At 32.9% G+C, this 20,800-nt stretch carries 22 protein-coding genes; 19 read left to right on the forward strand and 3 right to left on the reverse strand.

The window, feature by feature from the left end; all coding sequences use genetic code 11:
* Positions 1-4 precede the first annotated feature (4 nt).
* The 11 genes from DZ65_RS0107985 to DZ65_RS0108025 all read left to right on the forward strand — a co-directional run bounded on the left by DZ65_RS0107985 (position 5) and on the right by DZ65_RS0108025 (position 9,118).
* Positions 5-886, forward strand: coding sequence for a GGDEF domain-containing protein (locus DZ65_RS0107985; RefSeq protein WP_024791518.1), 882 nt, complete (start codon positions 5-7; stop codon positions 884-886).
* A gap of 8 nt (positions 887-894) precedes the next feature.
* A complete protein-coding gene (locus DZ65_RS0107990) occupies positions 895-1,416 on the forward strand; it encodes a CvpA family protein (RefSeq protein ID WP_024790990.1) in 522 nt (173 codons plus the stop codon).
* Positions 1,417-1,425: 9 nt separating this feature from the next.
* Positions 1,426-2,934, forward strand: coding sequence for a lysine--tRNA ligase (gene lysS, locus DZ65_RS0107995; RefSeq protein WP_024790991.1), 1,509 nt, complete (start codon positions 1,426-1,428; stop codon positions 2,932-2,934).
* 13 nt (positions 2,935-2,947) lie between these two features.
* A complete protein-coding gene (locus DZ65_RS0108000) occupies positions 2,948-4,195 on the forward strand; it encodes a serine hydroxymethyltransferase (protein ID WP_024790992.1) in 1,248 nt (415 codons plus the stop codon).
* A 30-nt stretch (positions 4,196-4,225) separates the two neighbouring features.
* Entirely contained in the window at positions 4,226-4,768 is a 543-nt protein-coding gene (locus DZ65_RS0108005) for a DUF1882 domain-containing protein (RefSeq protein WP_024791519.1), read from the forward strand.
* A 9-nt stretch (positions 4,769-4,777) separates the two neighbouring features.
* Positions 4,778-5,458, forward strand: coding sequence for an SPOR domain-containing protein (locus DZ65_RS0108010; protein ID WP_024791520.1), 681 nt, complete (start codon positions 4,778-4,780; stop codon positions 5,456-5,458).
* Positions 5,458-6,861 carry an anthranilate synthase component I family protein gene (locus tag DZ65_RS0108015; protein ID WP_024790994.1) on the forward strand — a complete coding sequence of 468 codons (1,404 nt, stop codon included), beginning with the start codon at positions 5,458-5,460 and terminating at the stop codon, positions 6,859-6,861. The genes DZ65_RS0108010 and DZ65_RS0108015 overlap by 1 nt, the downstream gene beginning before the upstream one ends.
* 3 nt (positions 6,862-6,864) lie before the next feature.
* Positions 6,865-7,257, forward strand: coding sequence for an STAS domain-containing protein (locus DZ65_RS11185; protein WP_236617375.1), 393 nt, complete (start codon positions 6,865-6,867; stop codon positions 7,255-7,257).
* Positions 7,258-7,288: 31 nt separating this feature from the next.
* On the forward strand, positions 7,289-7,993 hold the full coding sequence (locus DZ65_RS11190) for a hypothetical protein (protein WP_236617377.1): 705 nt from the start codon (positions 7,289-7,291) through the stop codon (positions 7,991-7,993).
* Positions 7,983-8,207 carry a chemotaxis protein CheX gene (locus DZ65_RS11195; RefSeq protein WP_024790998.1) on the forward strand — a complete coding sequence of 75 codons (225 nt, stop codon included), beginning with the start codon at positions 7,983-7,985 and terminating at the stop codon, positions 8,205-8,207. The genes DZ65_RS11190 and DZ65_RS11195 overlap by 11 nt, the downstream gene beginning before the upstream one ends.
* 104 nt (positions 8,208-8,311) lie before the next feature.
* A complete protein-coding gene (locus DZ65_RS0108025; protein ID WP_236617379.1) occupies positions 8,312-9,118 on the forward strand; it encodes a shikimate dehydrogenase in 807 nt (268 codons plus the stop codon).
* A 21-nt stretch (positions 9,119-9,139) separates the two neighbouring features.
* On the opposite strand, the gene murA is transcribed toward DZ65_RS0108025, so the two are convergent.
* The 3 genes from murA to DZ65_RS0108040 all read right to left on the reverse strand — a co-directional run bounded on the left by murA (position 9,140) and on the right by DZ65_RS0108040 (position 11,665).
* Entirely contained in the window at positions 9,140-10,405 is a 1,266-nt protein-coding gene (gene murA / locus DZ65_RS0108030; protein WP_024791000.1) for a UDP-N-acetylglucosamine 1-carboxyvinyltransferase, read from the reverse strand.
* Positions 10,398-11,243: a deoxyribonuclease IV gene (gene nfo / locus DZ65_RS0108035; protein ID WP_024791521.1), complete on the reverse strand. Its 846-nt coding sequence runs from the start codon at positions 11,241-11,243 to the stop codon at positions 10,398-10,400. Before nfo ends, murA begins: the two co-directional genes overlap by 8 nt.
* An 86-nt stretch (positions 11,244-11,329) precedes the next feature.
* Positions 11,330-11,665, reverse strand: a complete 336-nt coding sequence (locus DZ65_RS0108040) for a histidine triad nucleotide-binding protein (RefSeq protein WP_024791002.1) — start codon at positions 11,663-11,665, stop codon at positions 11,330-11,332.
* Positions 11,666-11,717: 52 nt separating this feature from the next.
* On the opposite strand from DZ65_RS0108040, the gene pheS reads away from it, so the two are divergent.
* Genes pheS through efp form a run of 8 tightly spaced genes read left to right on the forward strand, consistent with a single transcriptional unit; the run spans position 11,718 to position 20,792 of the window.
* Positions 11,718-12,701, forward strand: coding sequence for a phenylalanine--tRNA ligase subunit alpha (gene pheS / locus DZ65_RS0108045; RefSeq protein ID WP_024791522.1), 984 nt, complete (start codon positions 11,718-11,720; stop codon positions 12,699-12,701).
* Positions 12,698-14,941, forward strand: coding sequence for a YtpR family tRNA-binding protein (gene ytpR / locus DZ65_RS0108050; protein WP_024791523.1), 2,244 nt, complete (start codon positions 12,698-12,700; stop codon positions 14,939-14,941). Before pheS ends, ytpR begins: the two co-directional genes overlap by 4 nt.
* Positions 14,938-16,233, forward strand: a complete 1,296-nt coding sequence (aroA, locus tag DZ65_RS0108055; protein WP_024791005.1) for a 3-phosphoshikimate 1-carboxyvinyltransferase — start codon at positions 14,938-14,940, stop codon at positions 16,231-16,233. Before ytpR ends, aroA begins: the two co-directional genes overlap by 4 nt.
* Positions 16,223-17,059, forward strand: coding sequence for a 4-hydroxy-3-methylbut-2-enyl diphosphate reductase (locus DZ65_RS0108060; protein ID WP_024791524.1), 837 nt, complete (start codon positions 16,223-16,225; stop codon positions 17,057-17,059). The genes aroA and DZ65_RS0108060 overlap by 11 nt, the downstream gene beginning before the upstream one ends.
* Positions 17,050-18,207 (forward strand): S1 RNA-binding domain-containing protein, encoded by a 1,158-nt coding sequence (locus DZ65_RS0108065; RefSeq protein ID WP_024791007.1) that lies wholly within the window; start codon positions 17,050-17,052, stop codon positions 18,205-18,207. The genes DZ65_RS0108060 and DZ65_RS0108065 overlap by 10 nt, the downstream gene beginning before the upstream one ends.
* Positions 18,204-18,650 (forward strand): hypothetical protein, encoded by a 447-nt coding sequence (locus tag DZ65_RS0108070; RefSeq protein ID WP_024788122.1) that lies wholly within the window; start codon positions 18,204-18,206, stop codon positions 18,648-18,650. Before DZ65_RS0108065 ends, DZ65_RS0108070 begins: the two co-directional genes overlap by 4 nt.
* Positions 18,651-20,219 (forward strand): phosphoglycerate dehydrogenase, encoded by a 1,569-nt coding sequence (gene serA / locus DZ65_RS0108075; protein ID WP_024791008.1) that lies wholly within the window; start codon positions 18,651-18,653, stop codon positions 20,217-20,219.
* 9 nt (positions 20,220-20,228) lie between these two features.
* On the forward strand, positions 20,229-20,792 hold the full coding sequence (efp, locus tag DZ65_RS0108080) for an elongation factor P (protein WP_024790226.1): 564 nt from the start codon (positions 20,229-20,231) through the stop codon (positions 20,790-20,792).
* The last annotated feature ends 8 nt before the right edge of the window (positions 20,793-20,800 follow it).

Raw genomic sequence — 20,800 nt, forward strand, 5'->3', positions numbered from 1 at the left:
AATCATGGAAGAATTGATTGAAAAAATATCCGGGAAAACGATTAATGAGCTTAAAAAAGCAAATAAACCTGCTTATCCGCTCTATTACAGGGATGTTTTTGTAAATATAACAAGAGAAGAGAAAATATTAGACCAGTTAAACCCGAGACTTTTATGTATTGAGCCAAATCTTAGCGAAGAGCTTATAAACAAAACCGCAGATACGGTAAAAAATATAAATCAAACCTCCAACAATATAAAAGAGGAGTCGATTAAACTGCTTGAAAAAATTGAGCCTGTCGAAGCAGAAGAAGTTAAAAGTCTTGTTATTCAATATTCTTCCAAACTGCTTGATCAGATTAATAAAATGCAAAATAAAATAAATGAACTGGAGATGGAACTTGACAGGGCTTACAAGGAACTTTTGGTTGATCCTCTCACAAAAGCATTTAACAGAAAGGCTTTTGAAAAAGATATAAATGAAATTTTAGAGGCGGGAAAAAACAGGGATTTGGATATGGCTCTGGCTATTGTCGATTTGGACCATTTTAAAGAAATAAACGATACCTACGGGCATCTGGTAGGTGATTTTGTGCTTAAAAAACTTGTGGAAATAGTAAGAAGACTTTTAAGAAAAGAGCATAAAATATACAGAATAGGCGGTGATGAATTTGTAATTTTACTAAACAGAACCGATTTGAAAGCAGCAGAAGTTATAATTGAGAGAATAGTGAAAACTATGGAAAAAACAAAAATGAAATATAAAGAGCATTTGATAGACATAACAATATCAGTGGGACTTACAATGCACAAAAGCGGAGACAGTATTGAGGGTATTGTTAAAAGAGCGGATATGGCTTTATATGAGGCAAAAAAAAGCAGAAACAAATATGCGGTAGAGTTATAAGGATAAAAATGTGGTTTGATGCGGTAATTATAGGAATAACGCTTATATTGGCGATAAAAGGTTTTTTTAACGGATTTGTAAAAGAAATTGCAGGACTCATTGGATTAATAGGCGGATTATGGCTTGCAAGAGAATATTTCCACAGTGTCGGAATATATATCGATAAAAATCTTTTTGCAATAAAAAATTATGCCGCCATAGATTTGGTGGGTTTTATTGTTGTTTTTGTGGGTTTTTGGATAAGTGTTGTTTTTATAGGATTTTTAATTAATAAAATTTTAAAAATGAGCTCTCTTGGTGCTCTTGATAAAATTTTAGGATTTATTTTTGCCGGGCTTAAGTTTTTTTTATTGATAAGTGTGATTATAGCACTTTTATATAAAGTTGAATTTATTAAAGAAAAAACCCGTAAATATATTAAAAACAGCATTACTTTTCCAATATGTTTAAAAGCCGGAGAAAAAATAATAAACCTTTCTCCCAAAGATTTAGAAAAACTTTCTAAAAATGTTAAAATTTCAAAAAAATAAAGGGAATTAATGTTTAGCAACGAATACGTAAAACAAAGAATGGCAAAAGCTTCCAATTTAAAAGAAGCCGGAATAAACCCGTATGCCCATAATGCTAAAAGAGATACTAAAATTTCTGAATTTTTAGAAAAAAACAAAGATATAGAAAATCTTGAAAACAAAAGGGATGAAAACAGAATATTCACAGTGGCGGGGAGAGTTAAATTCCTAAGGCTCATGGGAAAAGCCGCATTTTTTAAAATTGAAGACGAAAGCGGTATTTTGCAGGTTTATATGAATAAAAATGATTTGGGTGATAATTTTAACTTACTCAAAAAGAATCTTGAAGTAGGGGATATTGTGGAAGTTAGCGGATATCCGTTTATTACTAAAACTGGAGAGCTTACAATTCATGCCAAAGTTGTGAAAATACTCACAAAAGCGGTTCATCCATTGCCGGAGAAATTCCACGGTCTTCAGGACGTGGAAACTAAATACCGTCAAAGATATCTTGATATGATAATGAATAAGCAAACGAGAGAAAGGTTTAAATTAAGAAGTAAAATTGTTTCTCTTATAAGAGAATTTTTTTTGAGTCATGGATTTTTGGAAGTTGAAACCCCGATGCTTCATACAGTTGTAGGAGGCGCAAATGCAAGACCTTTTATGACACATCATAATGCGCTCGATATAGAAATGAATCTTAGAATAGCACCTGAACTTTTCTTAAAAAGACTTATAGTAGGCGGTTTTGAAGCAGTGTTTGAGCTTAACAGAAATTTCAGAAACGAAGGAATTGATCAAACCCATAACCCTGAATTTACAATGCTTGAATATTATTGGGCATATCATAATATGCAGGATTTGATGAATTTGACAAAAGAGCTTTTTAATTATCTGCTTGAGAAGTTGCATCTTCCTAAAAAGATACCTTTTGGAGACATGGAAATAGATTTTAACAATTGGAAAATAATTACTTATAAAGACGCTTTGGTCCAGATAGGAAATATACCGGAAGAAATATTAAACGATATTGAAAAAATGAAAAAATATTTAAAAGAAAAGGGAATTGAAATTGAGGAGCATATAGATTCGCGCGGAAAACTATGGGCGGAACTTTTTGATGAATTTGTTGAAGATAAGCTTATCAACCCGACTTTTATAACCCAGTTTCCTATTGAAATTTCACCTCTTGCAAGAAGAAGTGATGAAAACCCTGAATTTGCAGAGAGGTTTGAACTTTTTATAGCCGGGAGGGAAATCGCAAACGGTTTTAACGAATTAAATGACCCGATGGATCAGTACGAAAGATTCAAAGCCCAACTTGTTGCTAAGGCAAAAGGTGATGAAGAGGTTATGGATATGGATTACGATTATATAAGGGCGCTGCAGTACGGAATGCCTCCGACCGCCGGTGAAGGAATAGGAATTGACAGACTGGTTATGCTTTTAACCAATACGGAATCTATTAAAGATGTTATTTTATTCCCTACAATGAAGCCTAAAAAAGAGATTTTTGATAAAGATGATACAAAATAAAAAAGGAGTTACAATGAGTTTAAAAAATTTTGATGCAGACGTATATTCAATTTTGGAAAAAGAGCTAATTAGACAAACAGATCATCTTGAAATGATTGCCAGTGAAAATTTCACTCTTCCTGAAGTTATGGAAGCTATGGGAAGTGTTTTTACAAATAAATACGCAGAAGGTTATCCAGGTAAAAGATATTACGGCGGATGCGAATATGCAGATATGGTGGAACAGCTTGCAATAGACAGGGCAAAAGAACTGTTTGGATGCAAATATGCAAATGTTCAGCCGCATTCTGGAAGCCAGGCAAACGGGGCGGTGTATGTGGCTTTAATGAAACCGTATGACAAACTCCTCGGAATGGATTTAAGCAACGGAGGGCATTTGACACACGGGGCAAAAGTTAATTTTTCGGGAAAACATTATCATAGTTTTTCTTACGGAATAGATGAAAAAACAGGCAGAATAGATTACGACAGGGTTAGAGATATTGCAAAAATAGTTAAACCTAAAATGATAGTCTGCGGTGCAAGCGCTTATCCAAGAGAGATCGATTTTGCAAAATTCCGCGAAATCGCCGATGAAGTAGGTGCTGTTTTAATGGCTGATATTGCCCATATCGCAGGACTTGTGGTAGCGGGAGAACATCCCAATCCTTTTCCGCACTGTGATGTGGTGACAACTACAACACATAAAACCCTGAGGGGGCCGAGAGGCGGTTTAATTCTTACAAACAATGAAGAATATGCCAAAAAAATAAATTCTGCAATTTTCCCGGGAATTCAGGGCGGACCCCTTGTTCATGTAATTGCTGCGAAAGCGGTCGGGTTTAAAATGAATTTGGATGCAAGCTGGAAGGATTATGCCAAACAGGTAAAAGCAAATGCAAAAGTTTTAGCCGAAGTTCTTCTTGAGAGGGGATATGATTTGGTAAGCGGCGGAACGGACAACCATTTGATTCTGGTCAGCTTTTTAAATAAAGAATTTAGCGGAAAAGAAGCAGAAGAAGCACTGGGAAGGGCAGGAATAACAGTAAATAAAAACACGGTTCCGGGCGAGAAAAGAAGCCCTTTTGTCACAAGCGGTATAAGAGTCGGCTCACCTGCACTTACAGCCAGAGGTATGAAAGAAAAAGAATTCAAGTTTATTGCACAAAAAATGGCAGATGTTTTAGATGATATTTATAATGTAGAGCTTCAGGATAAAGTGGCGAAAGAATTAAAAGAATTGGCAGGCAAATTTGTAATTTACAACAATCCTACCTATTAATTTGTCCCCCTTTTGGGGAAAGGAGCGTTTTTGGCCTATAACGTAGATGTTTCAAGGATCAAATTAATTAAAAATTATTATTTTGAATACAAAGGGAAAATTGTAAATAAAATTGTCTATAAAGGCAAAACCTATTTTGATAAATATGAAAGAATAAATGAGCCTTTGACTCTTAAGATTATGAATGAACATATTGAAAAAAGAAAAATTATCGCTTTTGATTTAATCAATAAAAATACGGTGGAAAATATTGTTTTTGATTATAACGGAAGAGACCCTGAGAAATTTTGGAACAGGGCTTCTTTAATATTAAGGCAGGAAGGTTTTTTAAATTTTACAGCATACAATTCGAAAACACCCGGGCATTTGCATCTGTATGTGCATAAAGGCCATACGACGTTAAATGAAGGGATTCAACTTGCCAAAAAACTTTCTTTAAAATTATCTTCAAAACTGCCTAAACAATGGAGAATGTTTCCGACAGATGAATTGCCAAGGGAATTTAATATATTGAATCTGCCTTATGAACTGTATAAAAAAGAAAGGGGTGCATCTTGGTCACAACACATGTAAGGAGAAAAAATGGAAAAAGATGATTTATTAAACATTAAACCTAAGAAAAATATAAAAAAACCTTTAATTTACGGTGCAATCGCTTTTTTGATTTTTATAATCGCTGTTATAGTATATGCAATTTATTCAAATTCAAAACAGGAAAATGTTGTTTTGCCTCCTCAGGTTAATGAAACTCCAAAAGAGAGTTCCGGCGGATTTAAAGAAGTTCCTATTGAGGAAAACACGTCAACTATAAGTGAAAAATTGACTAAAAATGTAATTATAAACAATACAAATGAAAAGAATGAAACAAAGGTCAATGAAAACAGAATTAACAAAACGCCTCAAAACAGTGACCAAAGCGGTATGGAACAGTCAAAAAAACAAACTTCCGAAATTTCTGAAAATAAACCCACACATACTCTACAAAAAGAATCATCAGTTAAAAAAAGTGTTTCACTCAGATATTATATTCAGGTGGCAGCTTTAATAAAATATAAAAAGCCGGATAAAAAATTTTTGAATTTAATAAAAAAAGAAGGCTTTGATTACAGGATTTATCATACTTATATAATAAAAAACCATAAAAAAATACCTGTTACAAAAATATTAATCGGTCCGTTTAGAAATGAAAAAGAAGCTAAGAAAAATTTGAAAATTGTTAAAGAAAAATTAACCCAAAATGCATTTATATTCAAGGTTAAATAATGGTATATACAAAATTTTTGTTAGACGAACTTTCAGCGGTGGCTATATATTCCCAAATCTCTTCACTTTTTCCGGGTGAAAAACTTTTTTTGCTTGAAAGTGTTATAAACAACGATAACGGTAATTTCAGTTTTATTTTTGTAGGCGAAAAGGAAAAAGTTGTTTTTGACGGAAATAAAACGGCTTATTTTAAAAATAATAAAAAAGAAGTTTATAATACAGACCCTTTTAGCTTTTTAAAAAAATATTATAAAGATATTGAAAAAAATTATTATAAAAAAATTTCACAAAAACTTAATATCGGCTTTGTCGACGGATTTATAGGATATGTTTCTTACGATATGGTGAAAATATTCGAACCTGTTTTAAAACAAGAAATGGATAAATTAAAAGATGAAACCGATATACCCGATTTTTATATGATAAGGCCTAAAATAATAATAGGCCTTTCCCATAAATCTTCTGAAATCACCGTTATTGTCAATGATGAAAAAATGGAAAATTATTTATATATTATAAAGGATTTGCTGACTTCTGGATATAAACATCTGCCTTTAAAACCCATAAAAATAGAAAAAGAGCCACATTTTTTATTTAATAAAGAGCAGTTTTTTGAAATAGTGGAAAAAGCGAAAGAGAATATTAAAGCGGGGGATATATTTCAGATTGTTTTATCAAACAGACTTTATTTAAAAGCAAAAATTGATAAATTTTCTTTTTACAGGAAACTTAGAAGCAAAAATCCATCCCCCTATCTCTATTTTTTAGATTTTGGCGAATTTTCAATTATAGGTTCTTCTCCGGAGGTTATGGTAAGACTTACCGATGATGTTGTTTTGTTAAGACCGATAGCCGGAACAAGGAAAAGAGGCAAAACCCTAAAAGAAGATTTGGAAATGGAAAACGATATGATAAACGACCCTAAAGAAAGAGCCGAACATGTAATGCTTGTGGATTTGGGCAGAAACGATGTAGGAAGAATAAGCAGGGGGGGGAGTGTGAATGTCGAGGATTTTATGAGGGTTGAGAGATATTCCCACGTAATGCATTTGGTAAGCGATGTTGTGGGAATAAAAGATGAAAAATACGATATGTTTGATGTGTTTAAAGCCACTTTTCCCGCAGGAACCGTAAGCGGTGCCCCTAAAATAAAGGCAATGGAGTTAATAGCATCATATGAAAAGGTAAAAAGAGGTTATTATGCGGGAAGCGTCGGGTATTTCGGCTTTGACGGAAATATGGACAGTGCCATAACAATAAGAAGCGCTTTGATTAAAAAAGATAATGTAATTTTTCAAGCCGGAGCCGGCATCGTTGCAGATTCAAAACCGGAGCTTGAATTCAAAGAAATTAATAATAAATTGGGCGCATTGGTTTCAACATTAAAAGAATTAAGTAAATAAAAAATGGGGGTATTAAAATCTTATACAGGTAAAAAGGTTTTAATTAGGCCTCAGGGGTTTTTGGATTCTCAAAACGCCTCTTTTATAATAACACCCCAGGATATCAATAATTTTATAAACAGAAAAATTAAATATGTCAGCATTGATTTTGGTAAAATTATCAGTGTTAATATTTCCGGCATGCGTTTTTTAAATGATATATTTGAAAGACTTTATAAGAATAATATAGAATGCGCAATATTTTCTGCCAATAAACAAATAGTGGATATTTCCCTTAGAATTGAAAACAGATATTTCAATATTTATGAAAATGAAGAAGTTGAAAAACTTTTTACATCGGAAGAAATAATTACAAAAGATATTTACATCTGTTGCATAAAATTTAATAATTTTTAACTTAGTAAAAAAAGGTTATGTGCCTGTCGTAGTGGATAATGAAAAGAATATAAATACTCAAAATGCGCTTATAATAAAAAACAGTATCGTTTCTAAGTTTGCAAATACAATAAGTGCCGTGACAAAAAACGATATTGTATATTTCTTTTTTGACGGTTTTTTGGATGCCGATATAATAAATATGTTTGATATTGAATATTTCAGACGTTCTTTACTTACCGGGTTTAGAATATTTGTTTTTGATATGAATAATGTAAAAGGTCTTAATATTCATGCTGTCAGATTTCTTTCGAAATTAGGTGTTGAAGCCGCTGAATACGGAGCACTTCTTACAATAATCGGGCTTGATACCAAAGGTGTGCAGCCTAAACTTCTTGAAGATTTGGAAATTGTGGGATTTGTATTTTTTGCAGATGAGAAAACTTTTTTACAAAGTGATGTTTTAAAAGAGGCCAAGGCCAATATGCAAATTGTTTATAAAACCCAAAGAAAAATTACAAAAGAACTTGTTGAACTTTTGCCTTATTTTGTAAAATCTACAATAGAAACAATTGAACTTTTAACAGGAATAGAAGCAAAAAAAGAAAAACCGGAATATACGGAAATAGAAATAGACACAAATAAAAACTATGTATCGAGTTCGATAGGTTTTTACGGGGATGTAGACGGATTAATGATACTGATTTTTGCAGAAGAGCTGAGTAAAAATTCTAATCGGCGAAGAATTGACAAATAAAGAAGATTTAATAGACATGGTGGGGGAGTTTGCAAATATTATAGTGGGAAACGTAAAAAGCGAATTTCAAAAAAAAGATATAGAAATTGATTTGACCCTTCCGAAAGTTTTTGAAGATTTGGAAAAATTAAAGGTTTTGGTTGAGAAGAAAAAAGCTTTAAAAATTAAATTTTATTTTGAAAAAGAGGAATTTTATATTTACCTGACAAGGTAATTAGTAGTGAGTTGTGAGTAGTGAGTAGTGAGTTGTGATTTGTGAGTTGTGAGCCTGCCCGGCCGCTTGAAAAGCGGCGGGGTAGTGAATAGTGAAGGATAATAATGGACAATGGAAAATGGACAATGGAAAATGGGAAATTAATGTTTTTAATTTTTGGAAATCCAGTTGAACACTCAAAATCTCCTTTAATGCACAATTGTTTTTTTAAAAAAGAAAAAATCAATGCCTGTTATACAAGATTTTTATTGACTGACGGAGAAGAGATTGTTAAAAAATTTAAAGAACTTAAAATAAAAGGCGCAAATGTCACTGTGCCGCATAAAGAATGGGCATATAATCTGGCTGATGAGGTAAGGGGGATTGCAAAAGAAATCGGAGCGGTAAATACGCTTGTGGAAGAAGAAGGAAAAATTGTCGGATACAATACGGACGCCGAAGGATTTTTGGAAGTAGTTAAAGATTTTAAGTTTAAAAAAGTTTTAATAATAGGTGCCGGAGGAACAGCCAGGGCTTTAAGTTATGTTCTGCCTGATGCACACATTTTAAACAGGAGTGAAAACAGGCTTGAGTTTTTTCAAAAAAAAGGCAAAGTTACTTTCACTTGGAAAAATTTTAAAAATTTTGATTACGATTTAATAATTAATACAACAAGTGCGGGACTTAAAGAAAATATTCTGCCGGCTCCAGCTCAGATTATTGAAAAACTTTTTTTAAATGCAAAATATGCCGTGGATGTAATTTACGGAAAAGTAACGCCTTTTTTGAAGCTTGCCCAAAAATATAATCTGATTACCAAAAGCGGTATTGATATGCTGGTTTTCCAGGGAGTTCTTGCAATGGAATATTTTTTGGGAAGAAAATTAAATAGAAAAGAGGTTGCAAAAATTTATTTTGAAATACTTAAATAATTGATAAAAATTAAAAAAATTTTAAGGTCTTTCTTCACTTTTTAGCTCCATTACGGCTGAAAGTTTTTTAAATTTATCTATTAATTTTTCATATCCCCTGAAAAGATGATAAATCCTGTGCACTTTTGTTTCGTTTTTTGCAATAAGTCCGGCCAACACTAAGGCTGAACTGGCTCTGAGATCTGTTGCCATTACATCAGCACCTATTAACCGGGTAGGCCCTTTAATAGTTGCAATTTTTCCTTGTATTTGTATGTTTGCCCCGAGTCTGTTTAGTTCAGGCACATGCATAAATCTGTTCTCAAAAAGTCTCTCTTCTATAGAAGAGACACCTTCGGCCTGAGTGGCGACAGCCATAAGCTGTGCCTGCATATCTGTAGGAAATCCCGGATATTCGGAAGTTGTTATGTCTACAGGGTTTATTTTTTTTGCCGGAAATATTTCTATTTCATTTTCTCTCACTTCAATAGGAAATCCCATTTGGGAAAGTTTGACTATTACACTTTCAATATGCTCTGGTATCACATTCTTTAAAAGTATGTTGGAATTTGTAATTGCACCTGCGGTTAAATACGTCCCCGCTTCTATTCTGTCGGGAATTATGCTAATTTTAGGAAAATTTAAAAGTTCACCATCGGTGCCTTCAATTACTATTTCGTCATTTTTTCTTTCTATTTTAACACCGGCATTTTCTAAAATCCGGCATAATTGATTAACTTCCGGTTCTTTTGCGATATTTATTATTTTGCTTCTCCCTTTTGCAAGTGCCGCCGCCATTATTATATTTTCGCTGCCGGTGACTGTTATTTTGTCAAATATTATTGTTGCACCTTTTAGTCTGCCTTTTGCATGAATATACCCGCCTTCTATTGTGATATCAGCTCCCATAAGTTCCAGCGCCTTTAAATGCAAATCCACAGGCCTTGCCCCTATGGCACAGCCTCCGGGAAGAGAAACTTTCGCCTCGCCAAACCTTGCAAGCAAAGGGCCTAAAACCAGGATTGACGCTCTCATTGTTTTTACAATTTCATAAACTGCGGTAGTGTTGTTTATTGTAGATGTGTTTATTGTTAAAGTGTTGTTTTTAAAATTATAACCTGCGCCTAAATATCCAAAAAGTTTAAGGAGTGTTTTTACATCGGCAACTTCCGGGACATTTGACAGGTTTACTTCATTTTTGGCAAGTATCGTAGAAGCAATAATCGGTAATGCCGCGTTTTTGGCGCCGCTTATTTCAACACTTCCGGAAAGTTTTGGAGACTCAAAAATATGTAAATATTTATACATTTCCGAAACTTTTAAGCAGTTTTATTTCTTCTTCCCAAATTTCAGGTTCAATTGTTTCCAGAATCAGAGGAATATTGTCAATCCGTTTGTCACGCATAATAAATTTAAATGCATCAAGTCCTATTTCGCCTTTTCCCAAAGAATGGTGTCTGTCTACACGGCTTGCAAATTTTGCCTTTGAATCATTTATATGCATACCCTTAAGATATTTAAAACCGACAGTTTCATCAAATTTTTTCATAGTTTTTTCATATGTCTCTTTTGTTCTTATATCATAACCGGCTGCAAAAATATGTGCCGTATCGATACACACTCCTATTCTTTCTTTATCGGTAATTTTATTTATAATATATCCCAAATGTTCAAATTTATATCCAAGATTACTACCTTGCCCCGCTGTTGTTTCTATTACAAAAACAGAGCTCTCAGTCTCTTTTATGGCTTTGTTTAAACTTTCACTTATTAAATCAAGACACTCATTTTCGCTTATTTTTTTCAGATGGCTTCCAGGATGAAAATTAAGATATTTCAATCCCAAACTTTCAACCCGTTTAGCCTCATCTATAAAGCTTTTTAGAGATTTTTCCCTTTTTTCAACTTCCGGATGCCCTAAATTTATTAAATAACTGTCATGCGGTAAAACTGCATCCGCACTAAAACCATGCTCTTGCATATATTCTTTGAATTTAGCTATATTTTCTTCACTTAGAGGCTTCGCAAACCACTGTCTCTGGTTTTTTGTAAACAGTGCAAAACCGTCAGCACCTATTTTTTTTGCATTTAATACGGCGTTTTCAACACCTCCCGCCGCACTTACATGGGCTCCAACATACTTCAAAATATCTCCTTTATTTTAAAACTTACTTGGCTACTTGGAACTTGGCTACTTACAACTCACAACTCACTGCTCACTTTTTTCACTAATTATGCCAGTTTTGGCCATTTGAGTTTTCCATCCGGGTTTGCAACCATATGAACATGGAGATGAAAAACTTCCTGTCCTGCGTTTCTACCGTTGTTTGTTATTAATCTGTAATCGCTCAGGTTTAGTGTTTTGGCAACTTCTTTTATAAATTCTGCCATTTGAGGAAAAATTTCGTCAGGGGTTGAATCGAATTTTTCAAAATGCTCTTTCGGAATTATTAAAACATGAACGGGTGCTATCGGATTAATGTCATAAAAAGCCAAAAATTTATCATTTTCCGTTACTTTTTTGCTTGGAATTTCACCTTTAACTATTTTACAAAATATACAATCCATTGAAAGCCTCCTTTTTTTTTGGTATTATATCCAAAAATTTTAAGGAGCTTTAGTGGATTTAAGCGAAATTAAAAACACTCTTAATTTGGATGAACTTGAAAAATTAAGAGTTAAATATTTAGGTAAAAATGGTCTTATTACACAGGAATTTAAAAAACTGAAAAATTTAAACGAAGAAGAAAGAAAAAAAGTAGCAAAAGAACTTAACGAATTAAAAGAAAAAACCATAAATTTGATTCAAAATAAAAAAGTGGAACTAGAAGTTAAACTGCTTGAAGAAAAAATGAAACTTGAAAAAATAGATGTAAGTTTGTATTCTCCAAAAACCACAGGGGCGATTCACCCGATTACGGATACAATGAATAAAATTATTAATTTTTTTACAAGAATGAATTTTTCCGTTGAAACCGGTCCTTTGATAGAAGATGAATTTCATAATTTTGAGGCGTTAAATCTTCCTAAATACCATCCCGCCCGCGATATGCAGGACACTTTTTATTTTAACGACGGAAAACTGCTCAGGACTCACACTTCCCCTGTACAAATCAGAACAATGCTTTCTCAAAAACCTCCTATCAGAGCAATAAGTCCGGGAGCCGTTTTCAGAAGGGATTACGATTTGACACACACTCCCATGTTTCATCAGGTAGAAGGGCTTGTGGTGGATAAAAAAGGAAAAGTTAGTTTTGCAAATTTAAAATTTATACTTGAAAGTTTTTTAATACATATGTTCGGAGATGTAAAAGTCAGATTTAGACCCTCTTTTTTTCCTTTTACGGAACCGAGTGCAGAAGTGGATATAAGCTGTATTTTTTGCAAAGGCGAAGGATGTAGGGTATGTTCGCATACCGGATGGCTTGAAGTTTTGGGATGCGGAGTGGTTGATCCGAATGTATTTAAAGCCGTGGGGTATGAAGATGTAAGCGGATATGCATTCGGACTGGGTGTTGAAAGATTTGCAATGCTTATAAACAGGATAAATGATTTAAGAAGTATGTATGAAGGAGATATAAGACTTATGGAGCAGTTTAAATGAAACTAACAAGAAAATGGCTGGAAGAATTTATAAATTTAGACGGTATATCAACCGAAGATATTATAACCGCACTTAACAGAATAGGAAATGAAGTAGAAGGTTATAAAAAAATAGAGATTCCTGAAAATGTGGTAATAGGGGAAGTAATTGATTGCGTTAAACATCCCAACGCAGATAAATTAAATGTATGTAAAGTTGATGTAGGGGAAGAAATACTTCAGATTGTATGCGGTGCAAAAAATGTGGCTGCTGGTCAGTTTGTTGTTGTTTCAAAAGTCGGGGCATCTCTGCCTGAAATTAAAATAAAAAAAGCAAAACTTAGAGGAATTGAATCAAACGGAATGATTTGTGCGGCAAGGGAGCTTGGTCTTCCGGATTTTCATGAAGGAATACTGGTTTTGGATAATTCGTTAGGGGAACTCAAAAAAGGCGAATATGCCGGAAATTATCTAAACGATGAAATAATAGAACTCGGAATTACCGCCAACAGGGGAGACTGCTTTTCTATATACGGAATAGCAAGGGAACTGGCAGCCGCATTTAACAAAAATATAATTTCCGAAGAATTTACATATGAAGAAATACCCGAAGGTATAGGAAGAATTGTAAAATTTGAAAAAACAGATATTAAGCATTCTTCACATTTAATTAAAGCTTTTCAGGGAAGTGTTAAAAGTAATCTTAAAATTAAATACAGGCTGAGTTTGTGCGAAATAGAAGCAAAAAACGATCTTGATGAACTTATAAAATATTCAATGCATGCCACAGGGGTGCTTTTGGTTGCATCGGACGTTAACGGCAGTTTTGAAGAAAATAACGGTGTTGACGAATTAAAAACCCAAAGCGGAAAATATCAGGTCGGAATTAAAAACGATATAAAACTTGAAAATCCCTCTCAATTTATTATTGACGCCAACTATATAGACCCTGAATATGTAAGCGAAATTGTATTTGTTAATAAACTCAAAACCGATGAATATTTTTTTAAAGCGAGCAGGGGCAGTGAGCCTGATTTAAAAATCGGTATGGATTATTTTATAAAAGAGAGTAATTTAAAAGTATATTCATCTGAAATAGATTTTATAACGGAGAAAAAACCGCTTGTTTTAAATGTCTCAAGTAAAGAAATTTGCGAAATTATCGGTCAGAATATAGAGGAAGAAAAAATTGTCGAAATTTTAAAAAAACTCGGGTTTGTCATTGAAATAATAGGAGATGAGACATTCAGGGTAAAAATTCCAGAATTCAGGGCGGATGTAAAAAATATTCAGGATATTTCCGAGGAGGTTTTAAGAATATACGGAATAGATGAAATAAAATCTTCACCTTTAAATTTTGAAGAAAAAAACAGATTAAACGATGTTATAAACAAAATTGATTTTATAAACGAATTAAAATTAAAATCTGTTTCTCTCGGATTTTATGAAGCGATTCATTTTGTGTTTGATGATAAAGAGAGATTAAAAAAATATGGTTTTGAAGTTGTTGATGAAAAGTTTGATTTGGCCAACCCTATTGTAAATGAACTTTCAACACTGCGCAGCACTCTGCTTTTGCAGCTTTTGGATGATATTAAAAGGAACAGGGCAAACGGATATAAATCAATATATTTATTTACAATAGGAAGCGTTTATAATAAAAACAGAGTCGAATTAACAAAAGCAGCCTATGTTATCAGCTCGAATGCAGAATTTGAAAACATAACCAATCAGGGAAAACCAAAAAAAGTTGAATTTAAAGATATGATTGAGAAACTCTCTTCTGTAATATGGGAATTTGAATTAATGCAAAATGATTCTCATCCGTTAGCCCATCCCTATCAAAATGCAAAAATCATAAAAGACGGGAAAGAAATTGGAGTAGTGGCAAAGTTGCATCCAAAAGTACAAAAAGAATTTGATATTGAAGATACAGTTTTTGCGGAAATTGATTTGAATAAATTGAAAAGACCAAAAAAAGAGGCGAAAATTATCAATAAATTTCCAAAAGTAAACAGAGACCTTTCCATTGTTACAGATAAAAATATTACATACAAACAGATATTTGAATTAATAGATAATTTGAATATAAAAGAATTAATAGATTTTTATCCTATAGATATTTATGATTTAGGAAAAAGTAACTCACTTACTATCAGATTTGTTATTCAGGGTGAAAAAACCTTAACAGACAATGAAATAAATGATATAATGCAAAAAATAATAAAAAAATTGGAAGAAAAAGGTTTTAGCTTAAGATGAATTTAGAAGTGGTTGCAGGTAAAAGATTTAATGAAGAATTTATTGTAGATGCTGATAAATCAATTTCTCACAGATGTGCTATTTTTTCTTTGCTTACAAAAGGAACAAGCAAAATAAAAAATTTTTTAAGGGCCGAAGATACTTTAAATTCGCTCTCTATCGCAAAAGCCCTCGGGGCCGAAATAAAAGATGATAATAATGAAATACTTATAAGTGCCCCAAAAGGGATAAAAGAAGCCGACGATGTTTTATACTGTGGAAATTCGGGAACCAGTATAAGAATATATATGGGGCTTTTAGCCGGAATCAACGGTTTTTTTGTATTAACAGGAGATAAATACCTAAGACGCCGTCCTATGGCGAGGGTAGCCAATCCTTTAAGAAGTATCGGCGCAAAAATAGACGGAAGAGAGGGTGGTAATTTGGCTCCTTTGGCCGTAAGAGGCGATAAACTCAAAAATTTTGTATATGAAAGTAAAATAGCTTCCGCCCAGGTTAAATCCGCTCTTATTTTGGCCGGACTCAATGCAAACGGCAAATCTGTTTACAGGGAGCCGTTTTTAAGCAGGGACCATACGGAAAGAATGCTAAAAGGTATGGGAGCAGATATAAATTCTACAATGGAAAATGGAAAATTGAAAATTGAAATCAATCCGCTTGAAAGCAAGTTAGAACCTCTTGACATTGAAGTTCCAAATGACCCGAGCAGCGCTTTTTTCTTTGCCGTAGCCGCCGCTATAACCAAATCAAGAGCAGTTATTAAAAATGTTACACTTAATCCTACGAGAACTGAGGCTTATGAAATTCTTAAAAAAATGGGAGCAAATATAGAATATATTTTAAAAGAGAATAAATACGAGCCCATTGGGGATATTATAGTCGAAGGCGATAATTTAAAAGCGGTAGAAGTTAGCAATAATATACCATGGCTGATAGATGAGCTTCCTGCACTAAGTATTGTTATGGCAGTTGCCGAGGGTGAGAGTGAGGTAAAAAATGCAAAAGAGCTCAGGGTTAAAGAAACGGACAGAATCAAAGCGGTTGTAAAAAATCTTAAAAATTTAGGAATAGAGGCAGAAGAATCTGAAGACGGGTATAAAATAATGGGTTCTTTTCCAAAAAGCGGAACCGTAAATTCGTTCGGAGACCACAGAATTGCCATGAGCTTTGCAATTTTGGGACTTTTGTGTCCTGTTAAAATTATTGATATTGATTGTATAAACACATCTTTTCCTAATTTTTTTAATCTGTTTAATAAAATAGCTAAGTTCAGGGTGGAAAATGCTGATTAAAAAAGCCAAAAGTTACGGATTTTGTTTTGGTGTAAAAAGAGCGGTTGAAATTGCCGAAAATTCTAAAAATGCCGTAACACTCGGTCCGCTTATCCATAATCCACTTGAAATAAAAAGGCTTGCTAAAAATTATAATGTAAATTATGTTGATTCTATAGATAAAATAGATAAAAACATAAAAAGGGTGATTGTGAGAACCCACGGTATTCCGAAAAAAGATTTACAAAAGCTTAAAGAAAAAAAAGTAGAAATAATTGACGCCACATGCCCTTTTGTTAAAAAACCCCAGGAAATTGTGAAGGAGATGAGCAGACTTGGATATGATATAGTAATTTTCGGGGATATCAATCATCCTGAAATAAAAGGTGTTATGAGTTACAGCGTTCATGATAGGGTTTTTGTTGTGCTGGATATTGATGAACTTAAAAAAATAAAACTTAAAGAGCATATAGCGACGGTTGCACAAACTACAAGAAAAATTCAGGATTATTTAAAAATTACTGATTATTTAATAAAAAATTATAAAGAAGTCAGGGTGTTCAACACCATCTGTAATGCAACATTTGAAAATCAGGATGCTGTAAGGGCTCTTGCAAAAGATGCGGATATAATGATAATTATAGGTGGTAAAAACTCTTCTAATACAAAACAGTTATATAATATTGCAAAAGAGTATGCCCAGAGCCATTTAATAGAAAATGAAAAAGAAATAAACCCCGAGTGGTTTAAAGGAAAAAAGCTTTGCGGAATCAGTGCCGGTGCCTCGACTCCGGAATGGCTGGTAGAAAAAATAATCTCAAAAATAAAGGAAGTAACATGGAATTGAATATCGGTGATGTAGTTGAATTTAATGTGGAAAAAATAATAAAAGGCGGATTTATTTCCCATATAGACGATACTGAAATATTTTTGCCAAAAAGCCTAAGCGGTCTTAAAGAAGATGAAAGTGTAATCGGTAAAAAGGTAAAAGCAAAGGTAAAAGAATTTAAAGAAAATTCTGTTGTAGTTGATAGAAAAGCATATTTAAATGAAATAAAAGAAAAATTAGAGAGCTTAAAAGACAAAATAATATCTGCAAATGTTACAAAAGTTAAAAATTCCGGTCTTGTAATAGATATAGACGGAATCAGCGGTTTTGTTCCAAAAGATGAAATTTTTTATAAAAAAATAGACCATAAGAAATATATTAGTGTCGGAGATGATGTTGAAGTAATGCTTGTTGACCCTGTAAGAAGAATATTTTCCATTAAAAAAGCCCTGCCTAACCCTTGGGAAGAAATTAAAGATTTAAATAAAGGCGATGTTGTAAAAGTTAGTGTTTCACATATTACAGATTACGGCGCTTTTGTTGATTTGGGAAACGGGGCTGAGGGATTTTTGCATATAAGTGAAATTAACTGGGACGGTATGAATGATTTAACTCTGGGGCAGGAAATAGATGTTGAAATAGTAGAAATTAATACTGATGAAGAAAAACTGAGAGTCAGCAGAAAAAACCTTTTGGATAAACCTGCCGAAGAATTCTCAAAAAAATATAAAAAAGGCGACATATTAAAAGGTGTTGTTACAAAATTTATAAATGTAGGTGCTTTTGTTGAAATAGACGGAATAAGTGTTCTTCTACCAAATAAATTTGTAAGTTTTAAAAAAGGCGAAAAAGCAAGCGATGTGTTAAATATCGGCGATGAAATAGAAGTAAAAGTAATTACAATAGAGCCGGAAAATAATAAAGTGATTGTTTCAAGAAAAGATGTTCTTTCAAATCCTTATGAAGAATTTGCAAAAAATTATCAAATTGGAGATAATGTAAAAGGAAAAGTCAAACATATTACTGATTTTGGAAGTTTTGTAGATTTAGGAGATGTTGAAGCACTGGTTAGAAAAGAAGATATGAAAAATGAATATAATGTGGGAGATGAATTCCAAGGTAAAATTATAGAACTTAACGGAGATAAAATTAAGCTTGCTGAATGAAAATAATAATTTCTTTGCTAAGCGTTTTAATTTTTTCTTTGCTTGTATTAACTTATGTTAAAATTTCAAAACCAAATTTTATTTGGCAAAAATATGAAGAAAAAAAAGTTGAAATTAAGACAAGTAAACCTGAAAAATTTCCTGAAATTTCTAATTTTGAATATAATGCCCTTCCCGCAAGGGTTTTATATGAAAAAATTGATTTTAAAAAAATAAAAACAGTTATTTTATATAAAATAATAATAAAAGGTACAGACAGGTTTTCGCTTTTTAATGTTTTGGAAATTTTGAAAACCAAAAAAGTTCCTTATTCAATGATTAAACAAAAAAATGTTTCAGTTTATGTAATTTTTAAAAATTTAAAAGAAGCTGAAAATATATTGAATTTATTTAAAAATTATAATTTTCCGATAAAATTACAAAAAATAATAAAAAGGATTTAAATGAAAGTAGTAATTTGCGATCCAATTCACGAAGCCGGATTTGAAATACTAAAAAAAGCAAAAGATATTGAACTCGTTGATGCAAGTAAAACACCGAAAGATGAACTTTTAAATGTAATTGAAGATGCTGAGGGTGTAATTACGAGAAGTCCAACGCCTGTAAATGAAAAATTTCTTACATCAGCTAAAAAATTAAAAGCAATTGTAAGAGCGGGGGTCGGGGTTGATAATGTTGATATCAAAAGCTGTTCTAAAAGAGGTATTATTGTTATGAATGTCCCTATGGCAAACACATTGGCAGCAGTTGAACTTACAATGGCTCATTTATTTGCAGGGGCAAGAAGTTTTACAAATGCTGTATGGAACTTGAAAAAAGAGCATGTTTGGAACAGGGAAAAATGGTTAGGAATTGAACTTGCAGGTAAAAAACTCGGAATTATAGGTTTTGGAAATATAGGAAGCAGGGTAGGTATCAGGGCAAAAGCACTTGAAATGGAAGTAATTACATATGACCCTTATATCGATCCAAGCAAAGCAACAGATTTAGGTTGTAATTATACAACCGATTTTGAGGAAATATTAAAATGTGATTTTATTACAATCCATACTCCTAAAACAGCTGAAACAATAAATATGATTACAAAAAAAGAAATTGAAAAAATGAAAGACGGGGTGGTATTAATCAATTGTGCCAGAGGGGGTTTATATAATGAAAAAGATGTTTACGAAGGATTGAAATCAGGTAAAATAAGATGGCTTGGAATAGATGTTTTTGAAAAAGAACCGCCTACAAACCATCCGTTTTTTGAGCTAGAAAACACATCTGTTACACCTCATATAGGGGCAAATACCGTAGAATCACAGAGAAGAATCGCAACCCAGGCCGCTGAAGCCATTATAGAAGCCTTCAGGGGCAGCAGTTATCCTAATGCCCTTAATCTTCCTATTAATACGGCAAATACACCAGAATGGATTATTAAATATCTTGAACTCTCCCAAAAAATGGGATATATCCTTTCTCAGATAATTAAAAAATCAATCAAAAAAGTAAAAGTAAATTTAAGCGGGGATATCGCCAAAGAAGAAAAATCTGTTTTAACATTTACAGTAGTGGGGCTTCTTAAAAACATCACAGACAGCGTAAATTATGTAAATGCTGAATTTTTGGCCAAAGAAAAAGGAATTGAATTAAAAACACAAGAAATTAAAAACCCCACTTATAAAAATTTTATCAATATAAAAATAATTACTGATGACGGGGAATATTCCATAAGCGGCACAATGCTTGACAAATATCCGAGAATTGTTGAATTTAAAGGGTTTGATTTGGAATTTGAACCTAAAGGTAAAATGATATTCTTTAAAAATACCGACGTACCCGGAGTAATAGGTGAAGTTGGAAAGACTCTTGCGAAAAATAAAATAAACATTGCCGATTTCAGACTGGGAAGAAATAAAAAATCTCAGGCAATGGCTGTTATTATTGTAGATAATCATGTTAATGAGGATGTGTTAAATGAACTTAGAAACTTAAAAGCCGCTTTAAGTGTGGCTTTTGCAGAAATTTAAGGAGAAAATATGGCATACAGTATGAATGATTTAAAAAAATATTTAAATATAGAACTGGACGGAATACCTTATAAAATAGTTGAATATCATCATGTTAAACCCGGAAAAGGTGCGGCGTTTGTAAGAACAAAACTCAAAAATTTAATTGACGGCAGGGTGATAGAAAAAACATTTCATGCGGGGGACAAAGCTGATGAACCCCATCTTGAAAGAAAAAAATATCAATATTCTTATAATGAGGGGGATATTTATTATTTTATGGATACAAACACTTATGAAATGATTCCGGTGGATGTAAGTGTTTTTGAAGAAAGTAAACAGTTTCTTTTAGACGGAATGGAGGTGGACATTTTATTTCATAACGGAAAAGTTATAGGTGTTGAGCTTCCAGGAAGTGTTGAACTTAGTGTAATTGAAACACAGCCTGTAAGCAACAAAGACAGAAGCGGGGCATGCAGAAAACCCGCAACACTCGAAACAGGGGCTGTTGTGACAGTTCCTTGCCATATTCTCGAGGGTGATAAAATAAGAGTCGATACACGTACGGGTGATTATCTGGAAAAAGTAAAATAGGCAAAAAA

Source organism: Lebetimonas sp. JS032 (assembly GCF_000523315.1).
Classification (GTDB): domain Bacteria; phylum Campylobacterota; class Campylobacteria; order Campylobacterales; family Nautiliaceae; genus Lebetimonas.